This is a genomic window from Paraburkholderia sp. BR10936, from assembly GCF_040965735.1.
In the GTDB taxonomy this organism is placed as follows: Bacteria; Pseudomonadota; Gammaproteobacteria; order Burkholderiales; family Burkholderiaceae; genus Paraburkholderia; species Paraburkholderia nodosa_A.
The window spans coordinates 19,889-40,360 of sequence record NZ_JBFRCM010000023.1 but is presented as its reverse complement, the minus strand read 5'-3'; the positions used below and the strand labels follow the sequence as shown (position 1 = coordinate 40,360).

20 protein-coding genes and 1 riboswitch are annotated in these 20,472 nt (G+C 67.5%); of the genes, 9 read left to right on the top strand and 11 right to left on the bottom strand.

Translation table 11 applies throughout. The annotated features are described in order from the left end of the window. Window positions 1–27: 27 nt before the first annotated feature. A complete protein-coding gene (gene cobW, locus AB4Y36_RS34575) occupies window positions 28–1,119 on the bottom strand; it encodes a cobalamin biosynthesis protein CobW (RefSeq protein WP_342946460.1) in 1,092 nt (363 codons plus the stop codon). Between the two features lie 213 nt (window positions 1,120–1,332). Beyond that, window positions 1,333–1,601: riboswitch (cobalamin riboswitch) on the bottom strand. A gap of 142 nt (window positions 1,602–1,743) precedes the next feature. Between cobW and AB4Y36_RS34570 the strand changes: the two genes are divergently transcribed. Genes AB4Y36_RS34570 through bluB form a run of 4 tightly spaced genes read left to right on the top strand, consistent with a single transcriptional unit; the run spans window position 1,744 to window position 4,831 of the window. Beyond that, window positions 1,744–2,235 (top strand): cobalamin biosynthesis protein, encoded by a 492-nt coding sequence (locus tag AB4Y36_RS34570; protein ID WP_368685360.1) that lies wholly within the window; start codon window positions 1,744–1,746, stop codon window positions 2,233–2,235. Then, complete coding sequence (gene cobO / locus AB4Y36_RS34565) at window positions 2,235–2,837, top strand: cob(I)yrinic acid a,c-diamide adenosyltransferase (RefSeq protein WP_028205563.1); 603 nt, start codon at window positions 2,235–2,237, stop codon at window positions 2,835–2,837. Before AB4Y36_RS34570 ends, cobO begins: the two co-directional genes overlap by 1 nt. Window positions 2,838–2,841: 4 nt before the next feature. Next, window positions 2,842–4,152 carry a cobyrinate a,c-diamide synthase gene (locus AB4Y36_RS34560; protein ID WP_368685359.1) on the top strand — a complete coding sequence of 437 codons (1,311 nt, stop codon included), beginning with the start codon at window positions 2,842–2,844 and terminating at the stop codon, window positions 4,150–4,152. Beyond that, on the top strand, window positions 4,136–4,831 hold the full coding sequence (bluB, locus tag AB4Y36_RS34555; protein WP_368685358.1) for a 5,6-dimethylbenzimidazole synthase: 696 nt from the start codon (window positions 4,136–4,138) through the stop codon (window positions 4,829–4,831). Before AB4Y36_RS34560 ends, bluB begins: the two co-directional genes overlap by 17 nt. A gap of 1 nt (window position 4,832) precedes the next feature. Here bluB and AB4Y36_RS34550 read toward each other — a convergent pair whose 3' ends face one another. From AB4Y36_RS34550 to ribA, 7 genes are all read right to left on the bottom strand, one after another. Then, window positions 4,833–5,459, bottom strand: a complete 627-nt coding sequence (locus AB4Y36_RS34550) for a DUF4136 domain-containing protein (protein WP_368685357.1) — start codon at window positions 5,457–5,459, stop codon at window positions 4,833–4,835. A gap of 90 nt (window positions 5,460–5,549) precedes the next feature. Further along, entirely contained in the window at window positions 5,550–7,958 is a 2,409-nt protein-coding gene (locus tag AB4Y36_RS34545; RefSeq protein ID WP_368685356.1) for a CHASE2 domain-containing protein, read from the bottom strand. 26 nt (window positions 7,959–7,984) lie between these two features. Continuing rightward, the gene (locus AB4Y36_RS34540; RefSeq protein WP_368685355.1) at window positions 7,985–9,400 is read right to left on the bottom strand and encodes a FecR domain-containing protein; all 1,416 of its coding nucleotides are present in this window, start codon (window positions 9,398–9,400) and stop codon (window positions 7,985–7,987) included. Beyond that, entirely contained in the window at window positions 9,397–10,095 is a 699-nt protein-coding gene (locus AB4Y36_RS34535; RefSeq protein ID WP_368602851.1) for a response regulator transcription factor, read from the bottom strand. Before AB4Y36_RS34535 ends, AB4Y36_RS34540 begins: the two co-directional genes overlap by 4 nt. A gap of 265 nt (window positions 10,096–10,360) precedes the next feature. Next, window positions 10,361–10,768 (bottom strand): hypothetical protein, encoded by a 408-nt coding sequence (locus AB4Y36_RS34530; RefSeq protein ID WP_069266212.1) that lies wholly within the window; start codon window positions 10,766–10,768, stop codon window positions 10,361–10,363. A 757-nt stretch (window positions 10,769–11,525) separates the two neighbouring features. Next, complete coding sequence (locus AB4Y36_RS34525) at window positions 11,526–12,479, bottom strand: SH3 domain-containing protein (protein WP_368685354.1); 954 nt, start codon at window positions 12,477–12,479, stop codon at window positions 11,526–11,528. 78 nt (window positions 12,480–12,557) lie between these two features. Continuing rightward, complete coding sequence (gene ribA / locus AB4Y36_RS34520; RefSeq protein ID WP_035513597.1) at window positions 12,558–13,205, bottom strand: GTP cyclohydrolase II; 648 nt, start codon at window positions 13,203–13,205, stop codon at window positions 12,558–12,560. Between the two features lie 284 nt (window positions 13,206–13,489). Between ribA and AB4Y36_RS34515 the strand changes: the two genes are divergently transcribed. Further along, the gene (locus AB4Y36_RS34515) at window positions 13,490–13,933 is read left to right on the top strand and encodes a CBS domain-containing protein (protein WP_342922544.1); all 444 of its coding nucleotides are present in this window, start codon (window positions 13,490–13,492) and stop codon (window positions 13,931–13,933) included. Between the two features lie 394 nt (window positions 13,934–14,327). Here AB4Y36_RS34515 and AB4Y36_RS34510 read toward each other — a convergent pair whose 3' ends face one another. Both AB4Y36_RS34510 and AB4Y36_RS34505 read right to left on the bottom strand, forming a co-directional pair. Continuing rightward, window positions 14,328–14,672: a DUF4148 domain-containing protein gene (locus AB4Y36_RS34510; protein ID WP_368602848.1), complete on the bottom strand. Its 345-nt coding sequence runs from the start codon at window positions 14,670–14,672 to the stop codon at window positions 14,328–14,330. Between the two features lie 216 nt (window positions 14,673–14,888). Continuing rightward, on the bottom strand, window positions 14,889–15,503 hold the full coding sequence (locus AB4Y36_RS34505; protein WP_368685353.1) for a DNA-3-methyladenine glycosylase: 615 nt from the start codon (window positions 15,501–15,503) through the stop codon (window positions 14,889–14,891). Window positions 15,504–15,689: 186 nt separating this feature from the next. Here AB4Y36_RS34505 and AB4Y36_RS34500 point away from each other — a divergent pair, with 186 nt between their 5' ends. After that, window positions 15,690–16,082 carry a hypothetical protein gene (locus AB4Y36_RS34500; RefSeq protein ID WP_069266209.1) on the top strand — a complete coding sequence of 131 codons (393 nt, stop codon included), beginning with the start codon at window positions 15,690–15,692 and terminating at the stop codon, window positions 16,080–16,082. Between the two features lie 4 nt (window positions 16,083–16,086). Here AB4Y36_RS34500 and prpR read toward each other — a convergent pair whose 3' ends face one another. Next, window positions 16,087–18,123 (bottom strand): propionate catabolism operon regulatory protein PrpR, encoded by a 2,037-nt coding sequence (gene prpR / locus AB4Y36_RS34495; protein ID WP_368685352.1) that lies wholly within the window; start codon window positions 18,121–18,123, stop codon window positions 16,087–16,089. On the opposite strand from prpR, the gene AB4Y36_RS34490 reads away from it, so the two are divergent. From AB4Y36_RS34490 to prpC, 3 genes are all read left to right on the top strand, one after another. Next, complete coding sequence (locus tag AB4Y36_RS34490) at window positions 18,122–18,292, top strand: hypothetical protein (RefSeq protein WP_368619131.1); 171 nt, start codon at window positions 18,122–18,124, stop codon at window positions 18,290–18,292. The two genes, prpR and AB4Y36_RS34490, sit on opposite strands and share 2 nt — an antisense overlap. A 66-nt stretch (window positions 18,293–18,358) precedes the next feature. Next, window positions 18,359–19,249, top strand: coding sequence for a methylisocitrate lyase (gene prpB, locus AB4Y36_RS34485; protein ID WP_368619132.1), 891 nt, complete (start codon window positions 18,359–18,361; stop codon window positions 19,247–19,249). Between the two features lie 47 nt (window positions 19,250–19,296). Continuing rightward, window positions 19,297–20,463: a 2-methylcitrate synthase gene (gene prpC / locus AB4Y36_RS34480; protein ID WP_069266207.1), complete on the top strand. Its 1,167-nt coding sequence runs from the start codon at window positions 19,297–19,299 to the stop codon at window positions 20,461–20,463. Window positions 20,464–20,472 lie beyond the last annotated feature (9 nt).

Below are 20,472 nucleotides of genomic sequence, written 5' to 3'. Positions count from 1 at the left end.
GGGACGGCCTCGTCTAGCTGGGTGCGATCACTTCGCGCCCGCGGTCTGCACATTCGCCAGTGCGACATCGAAGGCCGCTTGCAGCGTCGCGCCATCGAGATCCTCTCCGATCAGCACGAAGCGGCTCGCAAGCGGCTGCGCCGCGCTTTCCTGCGCGTTCCAGCGGCGGTCGAAATAGCTGTCGAAGCGACGGCCCACGCCTTGAATCACGAGGCGCATGGGCGCGCCCGGCAACGCGGCAAAACCCTTCACGCGATAGATCGTGTGCGCATCGACGAGTTGCTGCAGCGCCTCGATCACAGTCTCGCGCGAAGCCGCATTGCCCGACACCACAACCGAATCGAACTCGTCATGATGATGATCGGGATCGTCGGCGGAACCGTGATGGTCGTGCCGCAGATGAATGCTCTCCTCGGAGGCCGCCTCGAGCCCGAGCAGCGTATGCAGATCGAGCTTGCCGTGCTGCGCGCGCACGATCTTCACCTGCGGCGGCAGCTCTTCGCGCAGTTCGGCGATGAGCGCGTCCTGGCCCGCAACGTCCAGCAGATCGGTCTTGTTGAGAATGACGAGGTCGGCCGCCGAAAGCTGGTCTTCGAACAGCTCGTGCAGCGGCGACTCGTGATCGAGGTTCGGGTCGGCGCGGCGCTGCGCGTCCACGGCCTGCGGATTTTCGGCGAACTGCCCGCTCGCGGCGGCGGGGCCGTCCACCACGGTCACGACCGCATCGACGGTGAACGCGTTGCGGATCGACGGCCAGTTGAACGCCTGCACGAGCGGCTTGGGCAGCGCGAGGCCCGAAGTTTCGATCAGCACGTGATCGACATCGCCGCGGCGTTCGAGCAGTTTCTCCATCACGGGGAAGAACTCTTCCTGCACGGTGCAGCAAAGGCAGCCGTTCGCGAGTTCGTAGAGCTGGCCTTCCGTTTCGTTGCCGTTTTCGTCGCAGCCAATGCCGCAACCGCGCAGAATCTCGCCGTCGATACCGAGTTCGCCGAATTCGTTGACGATGACCGCGACGCGCAGGCCGCCCGCGTGCTGGAGAATGTGACGCAGCAACGTGGTCTTACCGCTGCCGAGAAAGCCCGTCACGATCGTGACTGGAATCTTGCGCATTTGCATGAAGTGCTCCTTCGGCGCCAGGCCGTATCGAGGGGCATGGTGCGTCGCGCCTGCCGTTCGTGCGGGTGCCGTGTTGCGCACACGCGCGTATCCATGGAGACGCTGTCACGCGCAACGATTCAACAACCTGCAGGGGACGAACGACCAGAAACGCACCCGGGCCTCGCCCGGCTGACGCATGAAAATCACGGACCCGGCACCGCATCCCCGCAGCGCGAATCCCACGTATCTGGCCGGTATCCGGACTGACGAAACACCGCTTCGCCTTCCCGCGCGAGCGGCCTTGCGGCCGGCTTGCACAGTGGCGTGGACTGCGTAAAGCATGGAAGCGGTTTGCGGCATTCGTGCGAACGCCGCGCTCGTTGTACCGTTGCGGGTGCAGTTCAGGTTGGCCACGCCCGAGGCGGGATGGCTCCCTGATTCCCGTTTAACTGCGCGCGCATTATGAATCGCGCGCGAGCACCAGAGTGCGTGCGAGTGTAGGCGCGGGGGGCCCGTGCGTCAAGGAAGGCGTGGGAAGCCGCAAAAGCGTGTGCTATCGTAGCGCGCATCCGGCGCCCGCCGGAACGCGACGCTTTTGCTCGTTTTGCCCCTGCGGTCACGCCTTCGATCGACGCCCTCGCCGTGAATCCTGCCGAAAATCGCGCCTCGGGCGCAGCCTCATTCGAAGCCACGCCGGAACCCGCGCAGCGCGTGCCGCCGCTTGCGCTCGGCATCGGCTGCCGGCGCGGCGTGACGCTCGCGCAGGTCGAAGCCGCGGTGCGCGCCGCGCTCGGCGCGTGGCCTCTCGACAGCGTAACGGCCGTGGCGACGCTCGATGCAAAAGCCGGCGAACCCGGCTTGCAGGCGTTTTGCGCGGCACATGCGCTGCCGCTTCAGACGTACACGCGGGAGCAACTCGCCGCGACACCGATACTGGCGCCGCCCTCCGCAGCCGCGCAAACGCAGTTCGGCGTAGGCGGCGTGTGCGAACCCTGCGCGCGTCTGGCGGCGGGCGGCGCTCCGCTCGTGCGCGGCAAGCTGGCGCTCGACGGCGTGACGGTCGCAATCGCAGCCTTTCTGCCAAACGACGCAAATGCGGACGCGAAAGCGCCGCAACCAATCCAATCCCGATGATGAAAACCGATCCCGAATCGCACCAACGCATGACGCAACGCCGCCGCGAGGGCCACGAGAAGAAGCAGGCCGCCGCGACGCACGAAAAGGGCCTGTTGATCGTCAACACCGGCAACGGCAAGGGCAAGAGCACGGCCGCGTTCGGCATGGCCGTGCGCATGCTCGGCCACGGCATGAAGCTAGGCGTCGTGCAGTTCATCAAGGGCGCGCTGCACACGGCCGAACGCGATTTCCTCGGCAGCGTTGCTCACTGCGATTTCGTGACGATGGGCGACGGCTACACCTGGAACACGCAGAATCGCGACGGCGACATCGCCACCGCGCGCAAGGGCTGGGACGAAGCGAAGCGCATGATCGAGAGCGGCGAGTACGCCATGGTGATCCTCGACGAACTCAACACGGTGCTCAAATACGAGTACCTGCCGCTCGACGAAGTGCTCGGTGTGATCGCCTCGCGCGCGCCGCACGTGCACGTGGTCGTGACGGGCCGCCATGCGCCCGACGCGCTGATCGAAGCGGCCGACCTCGTCACGGAAATGCGCCTCGTGAAGCATCCGTATCGCGAGCAAGGCGTGAAGGCGCAAAAGGGCGTGGAGTTTTAAGCGCATGAGCGCAACGATTGCCTGCCCCGCGCTCTTCATCAGCGCGCCCGCTTCGGGCCAGGGCAAGACCACGCTCACGGCTGGCCTCGCGCGACTGCACCGGCGCGCGGGCCGACGCGTGCGCGTCTTCAAGACCGGGCCGGATTTTCTCGACCCGATGATCCTCGCACGCGCGAGCGGCGCGCCCGTGCTCTCGCTCGACCTGTGGATGGTGGGTAAAGAAGCGTGCCGCGCCCTGCTCGCGCAGGCCGCGCGCGACGCCGACCTGATCCTTATCGAAGGCGTGATGGGCCTGTTCGACGGCACGCCGAGCAGCGCCGATCTCGCGACCGAGTTTGGCGTGCCGGTGGCCGCCATCGTCAGCGCGAAGTCGATGGCGCAGACCTTCGGCGCGATCGCGTTCGGTCTCGCGCATTTTCGGCCGGAAGTGCCCTTTCACGGCGTGCTGGCCAACCGCGTGGGCTCGGCGCGTCACGCGCAGATGCTGCAGGAGGCATTGCCCGCCGATGTGCGCTGGCTCGGGCACGTTGCGAGCGAAGCAACGATGGCGCTGCCCGATCGCCATCTCGGCCTGCATCAGGCCGCTGAGATCGACGACCTCGACGCGCGCATCGAACGCGCCGCCGACGCGCTCGCGCAAACCGCGCTCGCCGAATTGCCGCCTGCGGTGGCATTCGCCGATCCTTCGCACGACGAAACGATTGCACGCCGGCTCGAAGGCCGTCATGTCGCCATTGCGCGCGACGCTGCGTTCTCGTTTCTCTATCCTGAGAACATCGCGTTACTCGAGATGCTGGGTGCGACTGTAAGTTACTTCTCGCCGCTCGCAAACGAACTCGCGCCCGCCGGCGCCGACGCGATCTTTCTGCCAGGCGGCTATCCCGAGCTACATGCCTCGACGCTCGCGCACAATACGCAGACCGCGAATTCGTTGCGCGCGCATGTATCCGCGGGAAAGCCGCTCGTCGCTGAATGTGGCGGCATGCTCTATCTGCTCGATGCACTGACCGACGTGGAAGGCACGCGCACGCCGATGCTCGGCCTGCTTCCCGGCGAGGCGGTCATGCAAAAGCGTTTCGCGGCGCTCGGCATGCAGCAGCTCGACGGCGCGCATGGCGCGCTACGCGGCCACACGTTTCACTATTCGCGCGTCGCCACGCCGCTGGCGCCCGCGCTCACGGCACACCACGCACAGACCGGCGCGCCCGGCGAGGCGCTGTACCGGCACGGCTCGATCGCGGCCACCTATATGCACGCTTACTGGCCCTCCAACCCGGCTTTCGCGGCCGCACTCTTCCATGGCACAGCCCTTTGACGAAGCCGAACGCGCGGCGGTCTACCGCGCGATTTACGAGCGCCGCGACATGCGGCACTTCGCACCGGGCCCGATCGATCCCGCGACACTCGCGCGCCTGCTCGACGCCGCGCATCACGCGCCGAGCGTGGGCTTCATGCAGCCGTGGCGGATCGTGCGCATCACGGACCATTCGGTGCGCGAGCAGTTGCACGCGACGGTCGAGCGTGAGCGCATTGCAACCGCCGATGCGCTGGGCAAACGCCGCGACGAGTTCATGAAGCTCAAGGTGGAGGGCATGCGCGATTGCGCCGAGGTGCTCGTGGTCGCGCTGATGGACCGCCGCGAAACCCACGTCTTCGGCCGCCGCACGCTGCCCGAGATGGACCTCGCCTCCGTGGCGTGCGCGATCCAGAACATGTGGCTCGCGGCGCGCGCCGAAGGGCTCGGTATGGGCTGGGTGTCGATCTTCGACGTCGACGAGGTGCGCACCCTGCTCGCCATGCCGCCCGGCGCCAAGCCGGTGGCGATCCTCTGCGTGGGTCAGGTCGACGCGTTCTACCCGCAGCCGATGCTCGAAATGGAACAGTGGGCCGAACGCAAGCCGCTTGGCGAATGCGTGTTCGAAAACCGCTGGCCGCAGGACGAGCCGGCGAGCGTGCCCGAAGCGGCGCCGAACACACCCGGAAAGTTGCCCTGAACTACTGCTGATTGACGGGTGAGACGGAGAGCACTTCCGGCATGCCCGGCGCTTGATCCGCCGTGCCGGCGCTGGCCGGACCCTTCAGCTTGACGCGCCATTGCGGCGCGCCCGCGTACGGCAGCCGCGCCAGTGCGCCCGCCACGAGATACGGCACGGCCTCGCGGGCGTCGGCGTTGCGGTCGCGCTTCACGGCGCTCACCTTGTAGACCTCGTTACCATCGGGCAACGCGAAAAAACGCAGCGTCAGCGTGTGCACGTAGGGCCGCCCGAACCACGGCAACGACGGTCCCTCGGCCGGCGCGCAGCCGGCGCCGCAGCTAGCGTCCACGACTTTCACCTCGGCGGGATGCGTGTCCCACGCCACCGAGACGAGATAGCGCGCCGCCTCGGGCGCGCCTGCCTTGAAGCCGCGCTGCGCGAGACCGTCGCTCAGCAAAGCCTGGTACGGGAGGATCTCGCCCGCATCGGCCTGGGCCGGCGTTGGCGCAAAACGGTAGGTCGCGGGCTGGCTGGTCGCAGCCGTTGCGGGCAGCGCGCCTGTGGCCACGACGTCGGTCGTCACGCCCGCGCATCCGGCAAGGGCGACGAGCATCGGTAGCAGACAGATCGACAGCAAGGTCTTCACGAAACACTCCATCGGGTTGCCGCCGGCATGCGGCCAACGGCATTCGGGTTATTCATGCATGCATGCGCAGCAGGAACGACACGGCACGACTCATGCCGGCGCACCGATCGCGGGCAGCGACATCGTCAGCACGGTGCCCTTGCCTGGCTCGCTCTCCAGCAGGACGTCGCCGCCGTGGCGCGTCACGACTGTCTTCACGAACGCCATGCCGAGCCCCGCGCCGCTCACCTCGGGCCGCTGTTCCGCATGAAAGCGCTGAAACGGCTGAAACAGCCGCGCCTGATCTTCCTGCGCGATGCCGTAGCCCTGATCGCGAATCGAGCAGACCACGCGCGGCGGAACGCGGTCGTCCAGCGCGACGGTGCAGACGATGCGCGTATCCGCAGGACTGTACTTCACTGCGTTGTTCAGCACGTTCACGAGCGCGCGCGTCATGAGCGAGCGGTCGGCGTTGATCCAGCCCATCTGCTCGCCTTCGAACACGGTGTCGATCTGGATGCGCTTCGCGTGCGCCTGCGGCCACACTTCGTCGCTCGCGTCGATCACCAGCTCCGCGAGGCTGGTGGGCTCGAGCGCGTACACCTGCGACTCGGCGCGCGCGAGCTGCACGAAGTCGTCGGCGAGCTTGAGCGAGCGGCGCGCGTAGCGCTCGATGCGCTCCATCACGCCGCGCACGGGCTCGGAGCCAAGCGTGCCGCGCTCGCGCTCCGTCTCGACGAGCGCGACGATCGAGGCCTGCGGCGAGCGCATGTCGTGCGACAGCAGGCGCAGCGCGTCCTCGCGCTGGCGTTCGGCGTCGTGCAGCTCGGTCACGTCGACGAGACCCGCGATCCAGCCCACCGCCTGTCCCTGCGCGTTCGTACAGCACGCGTAGCGCAGCAGATAGTCGCTGCCGTCGCGCGCGCGCACTTCCACGCCGCGTTCCATCAACTCGGCGAACTCGTCGCGCGCCGGGTCGAGCGGCGCGGGCCAATGCGCGTGCGCAAACGCCATCGCGTCGGGCGCCGGGTCGATCGGTTTGACGAGCGCGAGGTCGCCGAACACGTCCTGCATCCGGCGCCCTTCCGCGGCGCTCACGTTCAGGCGCTCGAGATACGCACGCGAAGCATGATTCGCGATCAGCACGACACCGCGCAGATCGGCCACGAGAATCGGCTCCGGCACGGAATCGAGGCTGTCCCATACGAAGCGGCGCATGTCCTGCAGCCGCTGCGCGGCCTGCGCCATGAGCGCCATTTGCTGGGCGAGCGCGTCGCCGGCGAATTCGCGGCGCGGCGTGGGCGCCTCGGGCAGCAGGTAGGGTTCGTCGGCAAGCTGGCGCAGTTCCTTGCGCAGGTAAGCCATCGTCATCTCGAGACGGCGCCAGCTCCATACCGGATAGACGATGAGCAGCGCGACGATCGCTGGCACGGGCGGGAGCCAGAGGCGCGCGTGCAGCATGCCCGCACTCGCACCGAGCGACACGGCGATCAGGAACGCGAGCAGCAGCAGCGTGCGCAACGGCGAGAGCACGAGGAAACCCGCCAGCAGCACCGCGAGCGGCGCGAGCGAGGCAAACACGACCATGACCGGCGGCGCTGGCTGGATGGCGCTCCCGTTGAGCAGCGTGTCGAGCACGATGGCGTGGATGTACACGCCGGGCAGCGGCCCGAGCGTACCCGAGAGCGGCGTGGCGAAGCGGTCGTAGAGCCCCGAGGCCGTGACGCCGACGATCGCCACGCGCCCGCGCAACTGCTCGGGCGGCACGCGGCCATCGAGCACGTCGGCGAACGAGACCTTGTGGAACGCCTGGGAATTTGCGCCGAACGGAATCAGGAAACGCGCCTCGCTGCCCGGCGCCGCCGCATGCAGCACATCATCGCGCTGCGCGGTGGCGGGCATGCCGTGCGCGAGCGTCACCGCGCCGCTGCGCACCGCCCGCCAGACCGGCACCATCAGTTGCGGCCAGCGCTGCTGCGCGTCGCCTTCGAACAGCGCGACGCTGCGCACGATGCCGTCGCTATCGACTTCGAGGTTGATATGGCCCATGCCGGCGACCGCCTGCGCGAGCGGCGCGACCGGACGCACGGCCTCGCGGCGACCGGTGTCGTCGGCGGGCGTGAGCAGGATGGGGAGGAACGACGGGCGCGCGTGCAGCGCCTGCGCAAAGTGCGCGTCGTCGGGGGACGATTCGGTGAACAGCACGTCGTAGACGACGGCCGCGGCACCCGCTTTCGCGAGTTGATCGACGAGCCGCGCATGCAGCTCGCGCGGCCACGGCCAGCGCCCGAGCGCCGCGACGCTCGCATTATCGATCTCCACGAGCACGATGTCGGGCGACACCGGCAACGCACGCGCGGAGAGCAGGCGGTCATAGACGAGATGGTCGGCGCCGCTCGTGAGCCGCCAGAGCACGCAGAGCACGACCACGACCACGCCCGCGCAGCCCACGCCGGCCCATTCGAACAGGAAGCGTCGCCCGACGGAGCGGCCAAGGCGCGCGGGCGGCCTCACGCTCATGCGGGGCTCCACCTCGTCCGGCCGAGTCACCAGTCGAGCCTGAATGACTGGACCGGGCTGGCCTTCTGGTAATAGTGGCCGTTGTCGAACTGCTCGGCGATCACCGTCCAGTAGTAGACGCCCTTCGGCAGGTCGCGCACGACCGCATCGCCCGTCGTGATGTCGGTACGGTCGATGAGCGGCACGCGCAGATCGGACGTCGTGCCGAGCACGAAGCGAAAGCGCGTGTTCGGCGCATTGCGGTCGATGAACCAGCGGAACGCGAAGTCGCGCGATCCTTCAATGGGGCCGGCGCTCGTGCCCAGCGCAACGCGCCGGCGCTCGAACGCATACGACGCCGGCATGCCTTCGAGACCGCTGGCGTCGATGGCGGAGAGGCGTACGAAGTAGGTGCCGTCTTCGAGATTGGCAAACGACACGCGCGGGTCGGCGCTGCGCTGGTCGCGAATCATGTCGAGCAGGCCCGCGTCGCGGCCGATCTGCACGCGCCAGGCGCTCGCACCCGCCGAGGGCGCGATTTCGAAGACGACAGCTTCGTCGTCCTGCACTTTGGACGGCTGCAGCAGTTCGGGCGCGTCGAGCAGCGTGACGGGCGCGCCCGCCGGCCGGCCCGTCAGCGTGAGGTTGCCGTGGTGCGCGGCGACGAGTTGCTCAGAGGCGCTGAGCGGGGTGCCCGGTGACGGCGGCCGCGCGAGCGCGCTGCGGCCGTTGCGGGCCACCGAGTCGGCGTCCACGCCCACTGCGCCGTCCAGCACCTCGACCGCCGTCGCACCCTTGTCGCCGTCGTAGCTCACGCGAAACTGCGTGCCGCGCACGCCGGCCACCACGGAAGGCGAGCGGATCTGGAAGCGATCGTCCTTCTTCGTGGCATGCGTGACCTCGTTGCTCACCTCGCCGTGATGGAGATCGACGATGCGGTCGGTCGCGCCCGTGAGCGCCGTTTGACGCAGCGTGGCAAGGTCGAGCGAGGTATCGGGCGGCAGGGCGATATGCGAGCCATCGGCCAGTTCGAGGGTGGCGAAACCGTTGTGGCCGGTCTGCACCCGGTCGCCTTCGACAAGGCTCGCGCCGACGGAGAGCGGCAGAAGCGGGCCGGTGCGGAACGCATGCTGCACGGGACCGTTCGCGGCGATCACCTTCGCGCTCAGGCCGTCCTGGCGCAGCAGCGCGACCGGCACGCGCAGCGTCGTACCCGGCCGAAGGTGGCGCGGCTCGCTCACATGATTGAGGCTCGCGAGCTTCTTCCAGTCGGCGGGATTGCGCAGGTAACGCGTGGCGATGTCGTAGAGCGAGTCGCCGGGGCGCGCGACGTAGGGGGTCATCTCGGGCGGCTGGGCCGGAGCGTTCTCGCGCGCCTCGGCGCCGCGGGGAAGTGCAACGAACGCAAGCGCGAAAGCAAGGAACGGCGCCGCGGTGGCGCGCACCGCACGCGCGCCCCTCACGCGCTGTCCCCCTCGATACGCTCGAGCCGGTAGCCGTAGCCGTAGATCGGCGTGAGGCGATAGCCGTTTTCGGGACGCAGGCCGAGCTTCGAGCGCAGCATGGAAACGTGCGTGTCCATCGTGCGCGAAGGAATGTCGTCGGACTGCTTCCAGATCACGTCGAGAATGTGCGCGCGAGACAGAGGACGGCTCAGGTGCTGAAACAGCAGCAGCGCGAGTTCGAACTCCTTCTGCGTGAGCGCGACGTTGCGGCCGCTCACCGAAGCCTGGCGCGACTTCAGGTCGAACTCGTACTCGCCGAAGGTTTCCTTGAACGCGGGCGTGTGCAGTTGATAGGCGCGGCGCAACAGCGAATTGACGCGGGCGATCAGCACCGGCGCCGAGACGGGCTTGACGACATAGTCGTCGGCGCCGGCGTTGAGCATTTGCGCGATGTCGGCCTCGCGGCTGCGGCTCGTCATGAAGAGCACCGGCAGGCGCGTGGAGAGGCTCTGCCGCACCCAGTGCAGCACCTCGTCGCCCGCCATGTCGGGTACGTTCCAGTCGAGCACGAGCATATCGAACGTCTGCCGCCGAAGCTGTCTGACGAGCTCGCTACCCTTGGCGAACGCGTGGCAGACGTGGCCCGCAGCGCTCAAGGCCTGGCAGACGAACTCTGTCTGCGCTGCATCGTCATCCAGTACTGCAACTCTCATAGCACCCCGCAACCAGGTTTGTTCTTCATCGTCCTGCGATGGACTGCTTCCCTGCCGCACCGCGCTGCCACCAGGACCATTGCCTGGCGGGCGCCGGCGCGCGCTTCGGCGCCGGATCGTGGGCCACCCGCCCGGGCCCGGGCCCGGGCTCTGGCGGCACGCGGGACCCGCCGCGCACCAAAGCCCGCTACTCTCGCCGCGTCTCGAAAAAAATGCGAGCGCGAGGCCACGCTCGACTTCGGTGAACAGATCGCTCTCATGTTAATCACTCATGGTAGTCGAATTTGCCGTCGTTCGAACCGGGCCTGGCCGCCTCGCCCGCAGCTGACGGCGATTGCGCGAGCAGCGCGGTCAGGTGGGAGCGCACGTGCTCCCATGCCGCGTGTGCATAGTCCGGCTGCAAGGCCGCGCGCGACTGCGCCATCACGAACACGCGCAGTACCGTGGACGAACACTGTGTCAGACGCTCGGCCGCGCCGAAACGCGAAAGGTGCAGCGCTTCGCTGAGCCACGGGAGTTCGGCCGCGCAGGAGTCCGCGTAGGCTTCCATCGCGGCGCGCGCATGCTGGTCGCGCGCGAGGTCGAGCTCGATGCGGTCGAACTCGCGGCCACCGTCGGGGCCGTCCGCGCGCGAGCCCGGTGGAAAACGCTTACGGCCGGATCGGAAAAACATGTAGCCCCCGTGAAGACAAGCAGGCAGAGCAACAGAAGTGAAGGGGCGGCCAGGCGTTTTTTCGCGGACGCAACAACGTCGAGCCGCTCGCAATGCGCGAAGCGGCAAAAAGAATGCGTTCTCTGGTGCGGAAAAAAATGTGGCGACGGCCGCGTGCTACGCACTGCGTGGTCTCCGGATTCCGCCCCCGGAGTCGGACCGCCAGCGCAGTCATCGTCGTACGCGGCGCGAGCCCCGCTGCCAGCGTCACCGCCCGACGCTGTCAGCGGGCCGCAGCCGCCTCCCTGCACGACGAGGCACGTGCCGCCATCGCCACGTCCACCTCAAAGCACTGGTTTTCCCAGCGTTATCCGGCGAACTCGGGTTCGCTCTGACTTCCTCTTGCTGACTGCGTCGCCAGGTCCCGAGCGAGCCAGCCCCCGTAGCAGAAATCCGTTGCCAGCGGCGCATGCGCGAAGCTCGCGTGGCGCTGGCGGCGTGCGGCCGTGATTGCACTTGCCGCGACGACGTATTCTCACCTGGGTGCCGTGAATTTACTGTCAGGGATTGTTAAATCTGTCAGAGCCGATGAAAAGCGGTGAACAGCCGGGCAGATGGCATGGCTTGGGGGATGGCTCCAGCGAGCCCGCGTAACGCAGCGCATGCCCGTCACGCGCCCGGATTGATTCGTAATCCTAACTCTCAGCCGGAAGACGGCAGCGGCGGGATTCCCGCCATGGAGATATCCCGCCGCCGCAGCGAAGCAAGTCAGTATGCGTTAGTGCTCGGATTGCCGGTCATTGCCCCGTTCGCCACCCTGGGGAGCATGCCCGCCCTGACCACCACCCTGAGGCGGCGCAGCCGGCCGCCCCTGCGGCTGTTGAAGTGCGGGCGGGCGCATGCCGGCCTGCGGCTGTTGAGGTGCGGGCCCAGGCGCGCGCATGCCGCCCTGCGGCTGGGGCTCCGGCGGACGCGCATAGCCCTGCGCGGGCGCGCCGGCGGGCGGCCGGCCGCCGAACTGCTGCTGCTCGGGCGGATGCCCCGCCTCGTGGGGACGCATGGTGCCCGGTTGCTCCCCGTTGCCGGGCGGGCGGCCCGCGCCCTGCGGCGGCATGTAGCCCGGCGCACGCGGCGCTTCGGGGTTGCCAGGCGGCCGTTGCGTCCCGGGCGGCGGTGCGCCGCGCATCGGCTCATCGGGTCGCGAGGGACGCTCGCCACCGCCAGGCGCAATGGCGGACGGCCGGCCCGGCGCACCATGCCACGCCGGCGCTGCCGGCGGGCGGCCGCGTTCGGGCGGCGGCACGTGCTCCCAGCGATGCTGTTCGCCATACCACGGCCGGTCGCGATAGAAGCTGCCCCAGTAAGCGCCCAGCGAGAACGCCACGATCGGCAGGCCGATCTGCGCGCCATAGTCGGTGAGCGGCACGTAGCTGCCCTGATACGGATAACTGAGATACCCGCCGTAGACCCAGCCGCGCAGACCGGGCACGGTGACGTCACACCACGAATAGTCGCCCACGCAGCCCATCACGGTGACGGGCTGGCCGGGTCCCAGTTCGGCTACGACGGGATAGTCGCCTGAAGGCCCCGCGTACAGATCCACCGGTTCGCTCGTGTAGGCCGCAGATTGCGCGCTGGCGGCGGACGACGCGAGCACGAGACCGGTTGCGAGGCACGCGCCGGCGAGCGCAGGTACGACCGCGCGCAGGCGCGTGTTGAAGCGCTTGGACATCGTTTCTCCCTGTTCCAGCTAGTTTGTTTTGCCGCTGCGCAATTGCCGTGCCCGGCCCGTCGTGACGACGATTCGAGGCTATTCGTTTTCTTCGAAGTAATGCCCGAACTTGACCTGCTTGGTGCGGATATAACGCTCGTTTTCCTCGCGCATCGGGATCGCGAGCGCCACGCGTTCGATCACCGGGAGGCCGTGCTGCCTGAGCGTGTCGAACTTCTTCGGATTGTTGCTCATGAGCTTCACCGACGACACTTTCAGCAGGCGCAGGATCGCTGCCGCCGAATCGTATTCGCGCGCGTCGTCGGGCAGACCGAGATCGAGGTTCGCCTCGACGGTGTCGCGGCCCTGCTGCTGGAGCTGGTACGCGCGGATCTTGTTCGACAGGCCGATGCCCCGGCCTTCGTGGCCACGCAGATAGAGCAGCACGCCACGGCCTTCGGCCGCGATGTAGCGCAGCGCGAGGTCGAGCTGCTCGCCGCAGTCGCAACGGTAGGAACCAAACACGTCGCCGGTCAGGCACTCGGAGTGGAGCCGCGTCAGCGTGGGCTCGCCGCTGCCCACGTCGCCCATGACGAGCGCGAGATGCTCGGCACCGCCGTCCTTCACCCGGTAGACATAGGACTCGAACGTGCCGTAGCGGGTCGGCAGCGTGGCGGTCGCGTCGAGCACGACGCATTCGTTGGCGTTGTCGCCGTCCGCACAGGACGACTCAGGAAGCGTAGGCATGATTCTCGAGCAAAAACTGGCAAAACCGGCAAGGGGCCGGGTTGAGGTTCGGAACCGGAGTTTACCGCCATTTGCTCCACCCCGCCGCCCAGCCCAGTAGGGGAGGCTCGGCCCGCGCCGCATGCCCTCGGCATAAATGGTGCGACCCCCGCGCATACCCCGAGGACGCACGGCACGCCAGCCGCCTATACTGAAATGGCTTTCCAATGGCTTGACGGGCGATACACCCGGCTTGCCGCACCGCGCAATGACTGGACAACCAGAAGGACGAAGAGGGTCGCCCTATGACAAGCGTTGCACAGGTACTCAAATCGAAACCGGAACAGGTGGTGTACACGATCGAAGCCTCCGATTCCGTCTACAACGCAATCCGCCTGATGGCCGATAAGCAGATCGGCGCGCTGCTCGTGACCGACGGTCCATCGATCGCCGGCATCGTCACGGAGCGTGACTACGCGCGCAAGATCGTGCTGATGGACCGATCTTCGAAAACGACCGCCGTGCGCGACATCATGAGCACGCACGTGCGCTTCGTCCAGCCGGAGCAGACCACCTACGACTGCATGGCGCTCATGACCGAGCGGCGCATGCGCCATCTGCCCGTCATGGACGGCGGCAAGCTCGTGGGGATGGTGTCGATCGGCGACCTCGTGAAGGAAATCATCGCCGAGCAGAAGTTCACGATCGAGCAACTCGAGCATTACATCACCGGCGGGTCTGGCGCCTGACGTAACGCTCCTGCCCCTCCAGACCACCAGACGTGAAAAAGCGCCCAATCCCGACGGGGTTGGGCGAAGCCACCTTTCGGCGGCGGAGGTTCCACGCATAAAAAATCGCGCGATGGTTTGCGCGGGCGGCGGGCGGCAAAGGCGCAACGGTGTCCGCCTTCGCCGGTGTCGGTTGGGAGCTTTGCTGGGTGGTGGCGCTGCGGGCTCAGCTTGCGAGGGCATCGGTGCCTGCTCGAAGCGCCCGGACAGCGGTTGGCGCTGGAGCGGCCAGCCGGTGGCCGATCGATCTCGCCTGTGCCGTGTGTCCGAGCGACAGCCGTTGGCGTCCGGTGACCGTGCGCCCTGCCCGGTTAGCCGCTCAGCTATTCGCTAGTTGCCCGCGCCGGTCGCCCGCTTAGTTGCCGAAGTACACCGACTGCGACGGGCGCACCGTGGCCGGCTGGCCCGACTGCGCCGAACCCGAGGTCGACGGGCCATAGCCGCTCGTTTCGGCTGCCGGCGCTTGTTGCGCCAATCCTTCCTGCTGACTCACGCGGGCTTCGGCGGCCTGGATGTCGCTCGGGTACGTCGCGTCGTTGGCGGTAGCCGGGTTGTAGCCGGCCTTCTCGAGCTGGATCAATTCGGACTTCACTTCGGCGCGTGTGACCGGACCGTTGCCTTGCACCTGGGCAAACGAAAGGGCCGGAGCAGCCACGAGGGCGGCGACGAATGCGGCTTGAATCAGGGTACGGGATTTCATGTTCATTACCTCCATCACTTGTTTTATTCCGACGGCGGTGTCTGCTTGCATCGCCGAACCAGTGATTTCAGTGTATTGAGACAGGAGCCCAGGGGAAACCCTAATTTTGGGAAAATACACTTTCAATCGCGGCAACAATGCCGCGCGCATGCGATATCGGCCGAACACCTTGCGGCGCGGCGCTTCCCGCGGATTTCGCCGGAGCGCTCGAGCCAGTCACAGCGGGGCGACGCTGCCGTCCAGCAGCTTGCGTGGGCCGCTCACGAACCGGCTGCCCAGTTCGTAGAAACGCAGCGGCCGGTCCATCTCGCGCGAGAGCCCGATGCGTGTCGTCACGCCCACGGGCCGCTCGGGTTCGTCCACGCGGCCGATCCAGAGTCCGTGCCCGCGGCACAGGTCCACGCCGTCGAAGGCCGCCGCAATGCCGAACGCCTGCGAGAGCCGCCCCGGCCCGCGCGCGAGATCCCGCAGCGGGACGCCGGGGCGCAGCGCCTCCATCGCGCCGATGCCTTCGAGCGGCTCCAGCGCGCGAAACAGGATGCCCGCGCCCACGTCCACGGCTTCGCTCGACATGTTGAACATCCAGGCGCTGCCGTAGGTCAGCCGCACGTGGGCATGACCGCGCTCGAGGAACATTGCGGCGTTATAGGGCCGGCGTCCGATGTAGGCGTAGCTCGTGGAGTCGCCCACGGGATACGCTTCGACTTCGACGAGCCGCCCCACCATGCGCCCGCGCGCCAGGTCGCGCACGAGATATTTGCCGACCATGAAGCGCGCCAGCTCGGCGGTATCGAGCGGCAGGTCGTGGCGGTGCAGTGGCAGGATCGTCATCGAAGCGTTCTCAGGGTGGTCGGCGTGGGCATCGCGGTTTCGCGGACCGGCAGAGTGTAGCGCTGGCCGCGCTCATCCACCGCTCATCCACCGCCCATCCACGGCTTAGCCACGCGCAGCCGGCCATTGCGCTACCATCGTCCGCATATCCGCGCGAACGGTTCGCGCTACCCAAGGAGCCGTACGATGAACGAACAAAGCGCGATTCAATTCCTCACGACCGTGCGCAAGCCCCTGCTCACGCTGCACAAGGCGATTCTCGACCACGAGCGCAAGGACTACGAACGCGAGTTCGGACCGGTCACGCCGGCGGCCTTCCTGCAGGTGCTCATCAACGGCTCGGGCTTTCGCTGGCTCATGCCGCTCTCGACGGTGATCGCCAACGTCGACGAAACGCTCGACGCCAAGGATGCGAGCCCCGACGATCGCATCGGTGCGGCGCAAGGCGTGGCCGCACTCTTCTCCGGCGAGGAATCGGCGGAGTTCTACGAGCGCTATCAGGCGTTGCTGCAGGCGAGCCCCGAGATCCTGCACTTGCACGGGACCGTGGCGCCTCTCCTCAACGCCCTGAAGAACTAAGGGTTCAGGCGCGCGGCGCCTTGCGAGGCGCCGCGGCCACCGTGGCCTCGGCTGCTGCGCCGCCGCGCTTGCCCTTCGCGGCGGAAAGGCGTCGCCACAACGTCGTCTTGCTGATGCCGAGCATCTCGCACGCGCGGTCGCGATCGCCGTTGCAGGCGTCGAGCGCGGCGCGGATTTCATCGGCTTCGGTGTTGAGGCTGCGCTCGCGCAAGGTGAGCGCACCCTCGCCTGCTGTCGCCGCGGCGCCACTCGCAGCACGGCGCGACTCGAACACCTCCGGCGCGATGGAGCGCAGCACGTCGGGCGCCAGCACGTCCTCTTCCGAATCGGCCAGTTCCACCACCATCCGCTCGACCACGTTCTGCAACTCGCGCACGTTGCCGGGCCATGCGTGCCGCGCGAGCGCGCCGCTCACCCGTGCGAGCGTGCGCGACGCGTCTTCGGGCGTGCGGATGCGCACGGCCACGCGCGGCTCGCGGCGCGAGGCCTGGAACAGCAGTTCCGACGCCAGCAGCGCGATGTCGGCGCCGCGCTCGCGCAACGGCGGAATGGCGAGATTGAGAATGTTCAGGCGATAGAAGAGATCCGCGCGAAACTCGCCCGCTTCGATCTGCTCGGTGAGCGCGCGGTGCGTGGCGGCGACCACGCGCACGTCCACGCGCGTGGGCTCGGTGGCGCCGAGGCGCACCACCTCGCGCTCCTGCAGCACGCGCAGCAGGCGGCTTTGCAACGGCAATGGCATCTCGCCGATTTCATCGAGAAAGAGCGTGCCGCGGTGTGCGGCCTCGATGAGCCCCACCTTGCCGCCGCGCCGCGCACCCGTGAACGCGCCCTCCTCGTAGCCGAACAGCTCGCTCTCCAGTAGCGCCTCGGGAAACGCGCCGCAATTCATCGCGACGAACGGAAAGTCGCGCCGCGGGCTCTCGCGATGAATGCCCTGAGCGATCATCTCCTTGCCGGTGCCGCTTTCGCCGCGGATCAGCACCGTGGCGTCCGACTTCGCATAGCGCCGCGCGAGCTGGCGCACGCGTTCGATGCCGGGCGTCGCGCCGCTCAGGTCGTCCAGCCGGTAGCGCGCGACGAACTGCTGCGTGCGCTGACGCGAGCGCAGCGTGCGGTCGAGCCGCTCCACCGCACGCGACTCCTGAAATGTGAGCACGGCGCCTGTCGTCACGCCGTTGTCGACGAGCGGCCCGCGATGCACGACATAGCTCACGCCGCGCACGGTCTCGAGCGATTCGCCATCGGCTTCGGGCAGCGCGAACGCGATGTCGGGCGCGAGCGCCGCGAGCGACTGGCCCGCGGCCGCCGCCGGATCGATGCCGAGCACGGCCGCGAGGCGCTGGTTGATCGCCTCCACGCGGCCGCGCGCGTCGAGCGCGACCACGCCGTCGCGCAGGTGTTGCAGCACGCTGTCGAGGCGCTGCCGGCGCTGCGTTTCGCGCCAGGTGGCTTGCACGAGATCCAGCGCGTTGTCGAACGCCGCGCGCACCGAGGGCCGCGAGTAGACGAAAAACGGCACGAGCCCGAGCCGGGCCGCGAGATCGTTGACGAGGCCCGGCCCCACGACCGCGCCCACGCCGCGGTCGCGCAGGTCGAGCACGCAGGCCTCGGCGTCCTGAACCGTGCGGTACTGGCCGAACACCACGTCGATGCCATAGGCGCTGGCAAAGCGCCGTACTTCCACAGGCGTCTCACCGTAGGTGACGAGCGCGACGAGATCGGCCTCGCGCCGCGCGCGGGCTAGCGCCTGCATCACGTCGAAGCCGGTGGGCTGCACGAGCACTACGGGCAGGTCGATACGCGCTTTCAGATAGGTGCCGTTCGAGCCCGCCGCGACCACCACATCGGGCCGCTGGTTCGGCCCCGCGGCGGCGAGTTCGGCCACCGCTTCCTCGAAGCCGCGCGGCACCACGCGCAGGTCCGCGAGCTCGTCGTATTCGCGGGCGATGTCGCGAAACAGGTCGCGCAGGCGGCTGATACCCATGGCCCAGACACGCGGGCGGATCGCGGAGGAAGCGGGAGCGGGAAAGCGGTTCATGATGTCCAACGATACGGTCGTGACGCCGGGGACGGTGCAGCCGATAGCCGACCGTCAGCCAGATTTCGCATTATCGCGCGCCGATTTCATTTTTGAAATTGTGATTTCACCATGGAAATCGGGGCCCGCCACCGGCACACGCGATTCCGGCGCAAAATCAACGCGTTAGCCTCCTGGCGCGGAGCTGGCACGCTAACTGCAGTATCAGGCGGCGATTCAATTGGAGACATCCCGCATGAACAACAAAACCCCCGCCAGCGCCGGCGCGAAATTCCGCGCAGCCGTGGCCGCCGAACAACCGCTGCAAGTCGTCGGCGCCATCACCGCGTATGCGGCCAAGCTCGCGCAGGCGACCGGCTTCAAGGCCGTTTATCTTTCGGGCGGCGGCGTGGCCGCCAACTCGCTCGGCGTGCCGGACCTCGGCATCAGCACAATGGACGACGTGCTGATCGACGCCCGCCGCATCACCGACGCCGTCGACATTCCGCTGATGGTCGACATCGACACCGGCTGGGGTGGCGCATTCAATATCGCGCGCACGATCAAGTCGTTCATCAAGGCAGGCGTGGCCGCCGTGCACCTGGAAGACCAGGTGGGTCAGAAGCGCTGCGGCCATCGCCCGAACAAGGAAGTCGTGGGAACCGACGAGATGGTGGACCGCGTGAAGGCCGCCGTGGACGCGCGCACCGACGACGGCTTCGTCATCATGGCCCGCACCGACGCGGCCGCCGTGGAAGGCATCGACGCCGCGATCGAGCGCGCCATGGCTTACGTGGAAGCGGGCGCGGACATGATCTTCCCCGAAGCGATGAAGACGCTCGACGACTACCGCCGTTTCCGCGCCGCCGTGAAGGTGCCGATTCTCGCCAACCTCACGGAGTTCGGCTCGACGCCGTTCTTCACGACCGAAGAACTGAAGAGCGCGAACGTGGATATCGCGCTCTACTGCTGCGGCGCGTATCGTGCGATGAACGCCGCCGCGCTGAACTTCTACGAGACCGTCAAGCGCGACGGCACGCAAAAGGCCGCCGTCTCGACGATGCAGTCGCGCGAAGACCTCTACCGCTACCTCGGCTATCACGCATACGAAGACAAGCTCGACGCGCTCTTTGCCGCGAAGAAGTAAATCCGCCCACCATATAGTTCACAGATACCTGGAGAGAGGAAGACACCATGAGCGAAGCAGAAAACACCACGCAAGCCGCTGGCGGTTTCAAGCCCAAGAAGTCCGTTGCGCTGTCGGGCGTGGCGGCGGGCAACACGGCGCTGTGCACCGTGGGCCGCACCGGCAACGACCTGCACTACCGCGGCTATGACATTCTCGACCTCGCCACCGCGTGCGAATTCGAAGAAGTCGCGTACCTGCTCGTGCACGGCAAGCTGCCGAACACGTCCGAACTGGCCGGCTACAAGGCGAAGCTCAAGGCGCTGCGCGGCCTGCCCGCCAACGTGAAGACGGCCCTCGAAGCCGTGCCCGCCTCGGCGCATCCGATGGACGTGATGCGCACCGGCGTCTCGATTCTCGGCACCGTGCTGCCAGAGAAAGACGACCACAACCTGCCTGGCGCGCGCGATATCGCCGACCGCCTGATGGCCTCGCTCGGCTCGATGCTGCTGTACTGGTATCACTTTTCGCACAACGGCAAGCGCATCGAAGTCGAAACCGACGACGACTCGATCGGCGGCCACTTCCTGCACCTGCTGCACGGCCGCGCGCCGTCGAAGTCGTGGGTCGACGCGATGCACGTGTCGCTCAACCTGTACGCCGAGCACGAGTTCAACGCCTCGACGTTCACGGGCCGCGTGATCGCGGGCACGGGCTCGGACATCTACTCGGCCATCACGGGCGCGATCGGCGCGCTGCGCGGTCCGAAGCACGGCGGCGCGAATGAAGTCGCGTTCGAGATCCAGTCGCGCTACGAAAACGCCGACGACGCAGAAGCCGATATCCGCGCACGCGTGGAGAAAAAGGAAGTCGTGATCGGCTTCGGCCACCCGGTGTACACGATCTCGGACCCGCGCAACAAGGTCATCAAGGAAATCGCGAAGAAGCTCTCGAAGGAGCAGTCGAACATGAAGCTGTTCGACATTGCCGAGCGCCTCGAATCGACAATGTGGGAAGTCAAGAAGATGTTCCCGAACCTCGACTGGTTCAGCGCCGTGTCGTATCACATGATGGGCGTGCCGACCGCCATGTTCACGCCGATCTTCGTGATCGCGCGCACGGCCGGCTGGAGCGCGCACATCATCGAGCAGCGCATCGACAACAAGATCATCCGCCCGAGCGCGAACTACACGGGTCCGGAGAATCTGAAGTTCACGCCGATCAGCAAGCGCTGATCGCCGGAG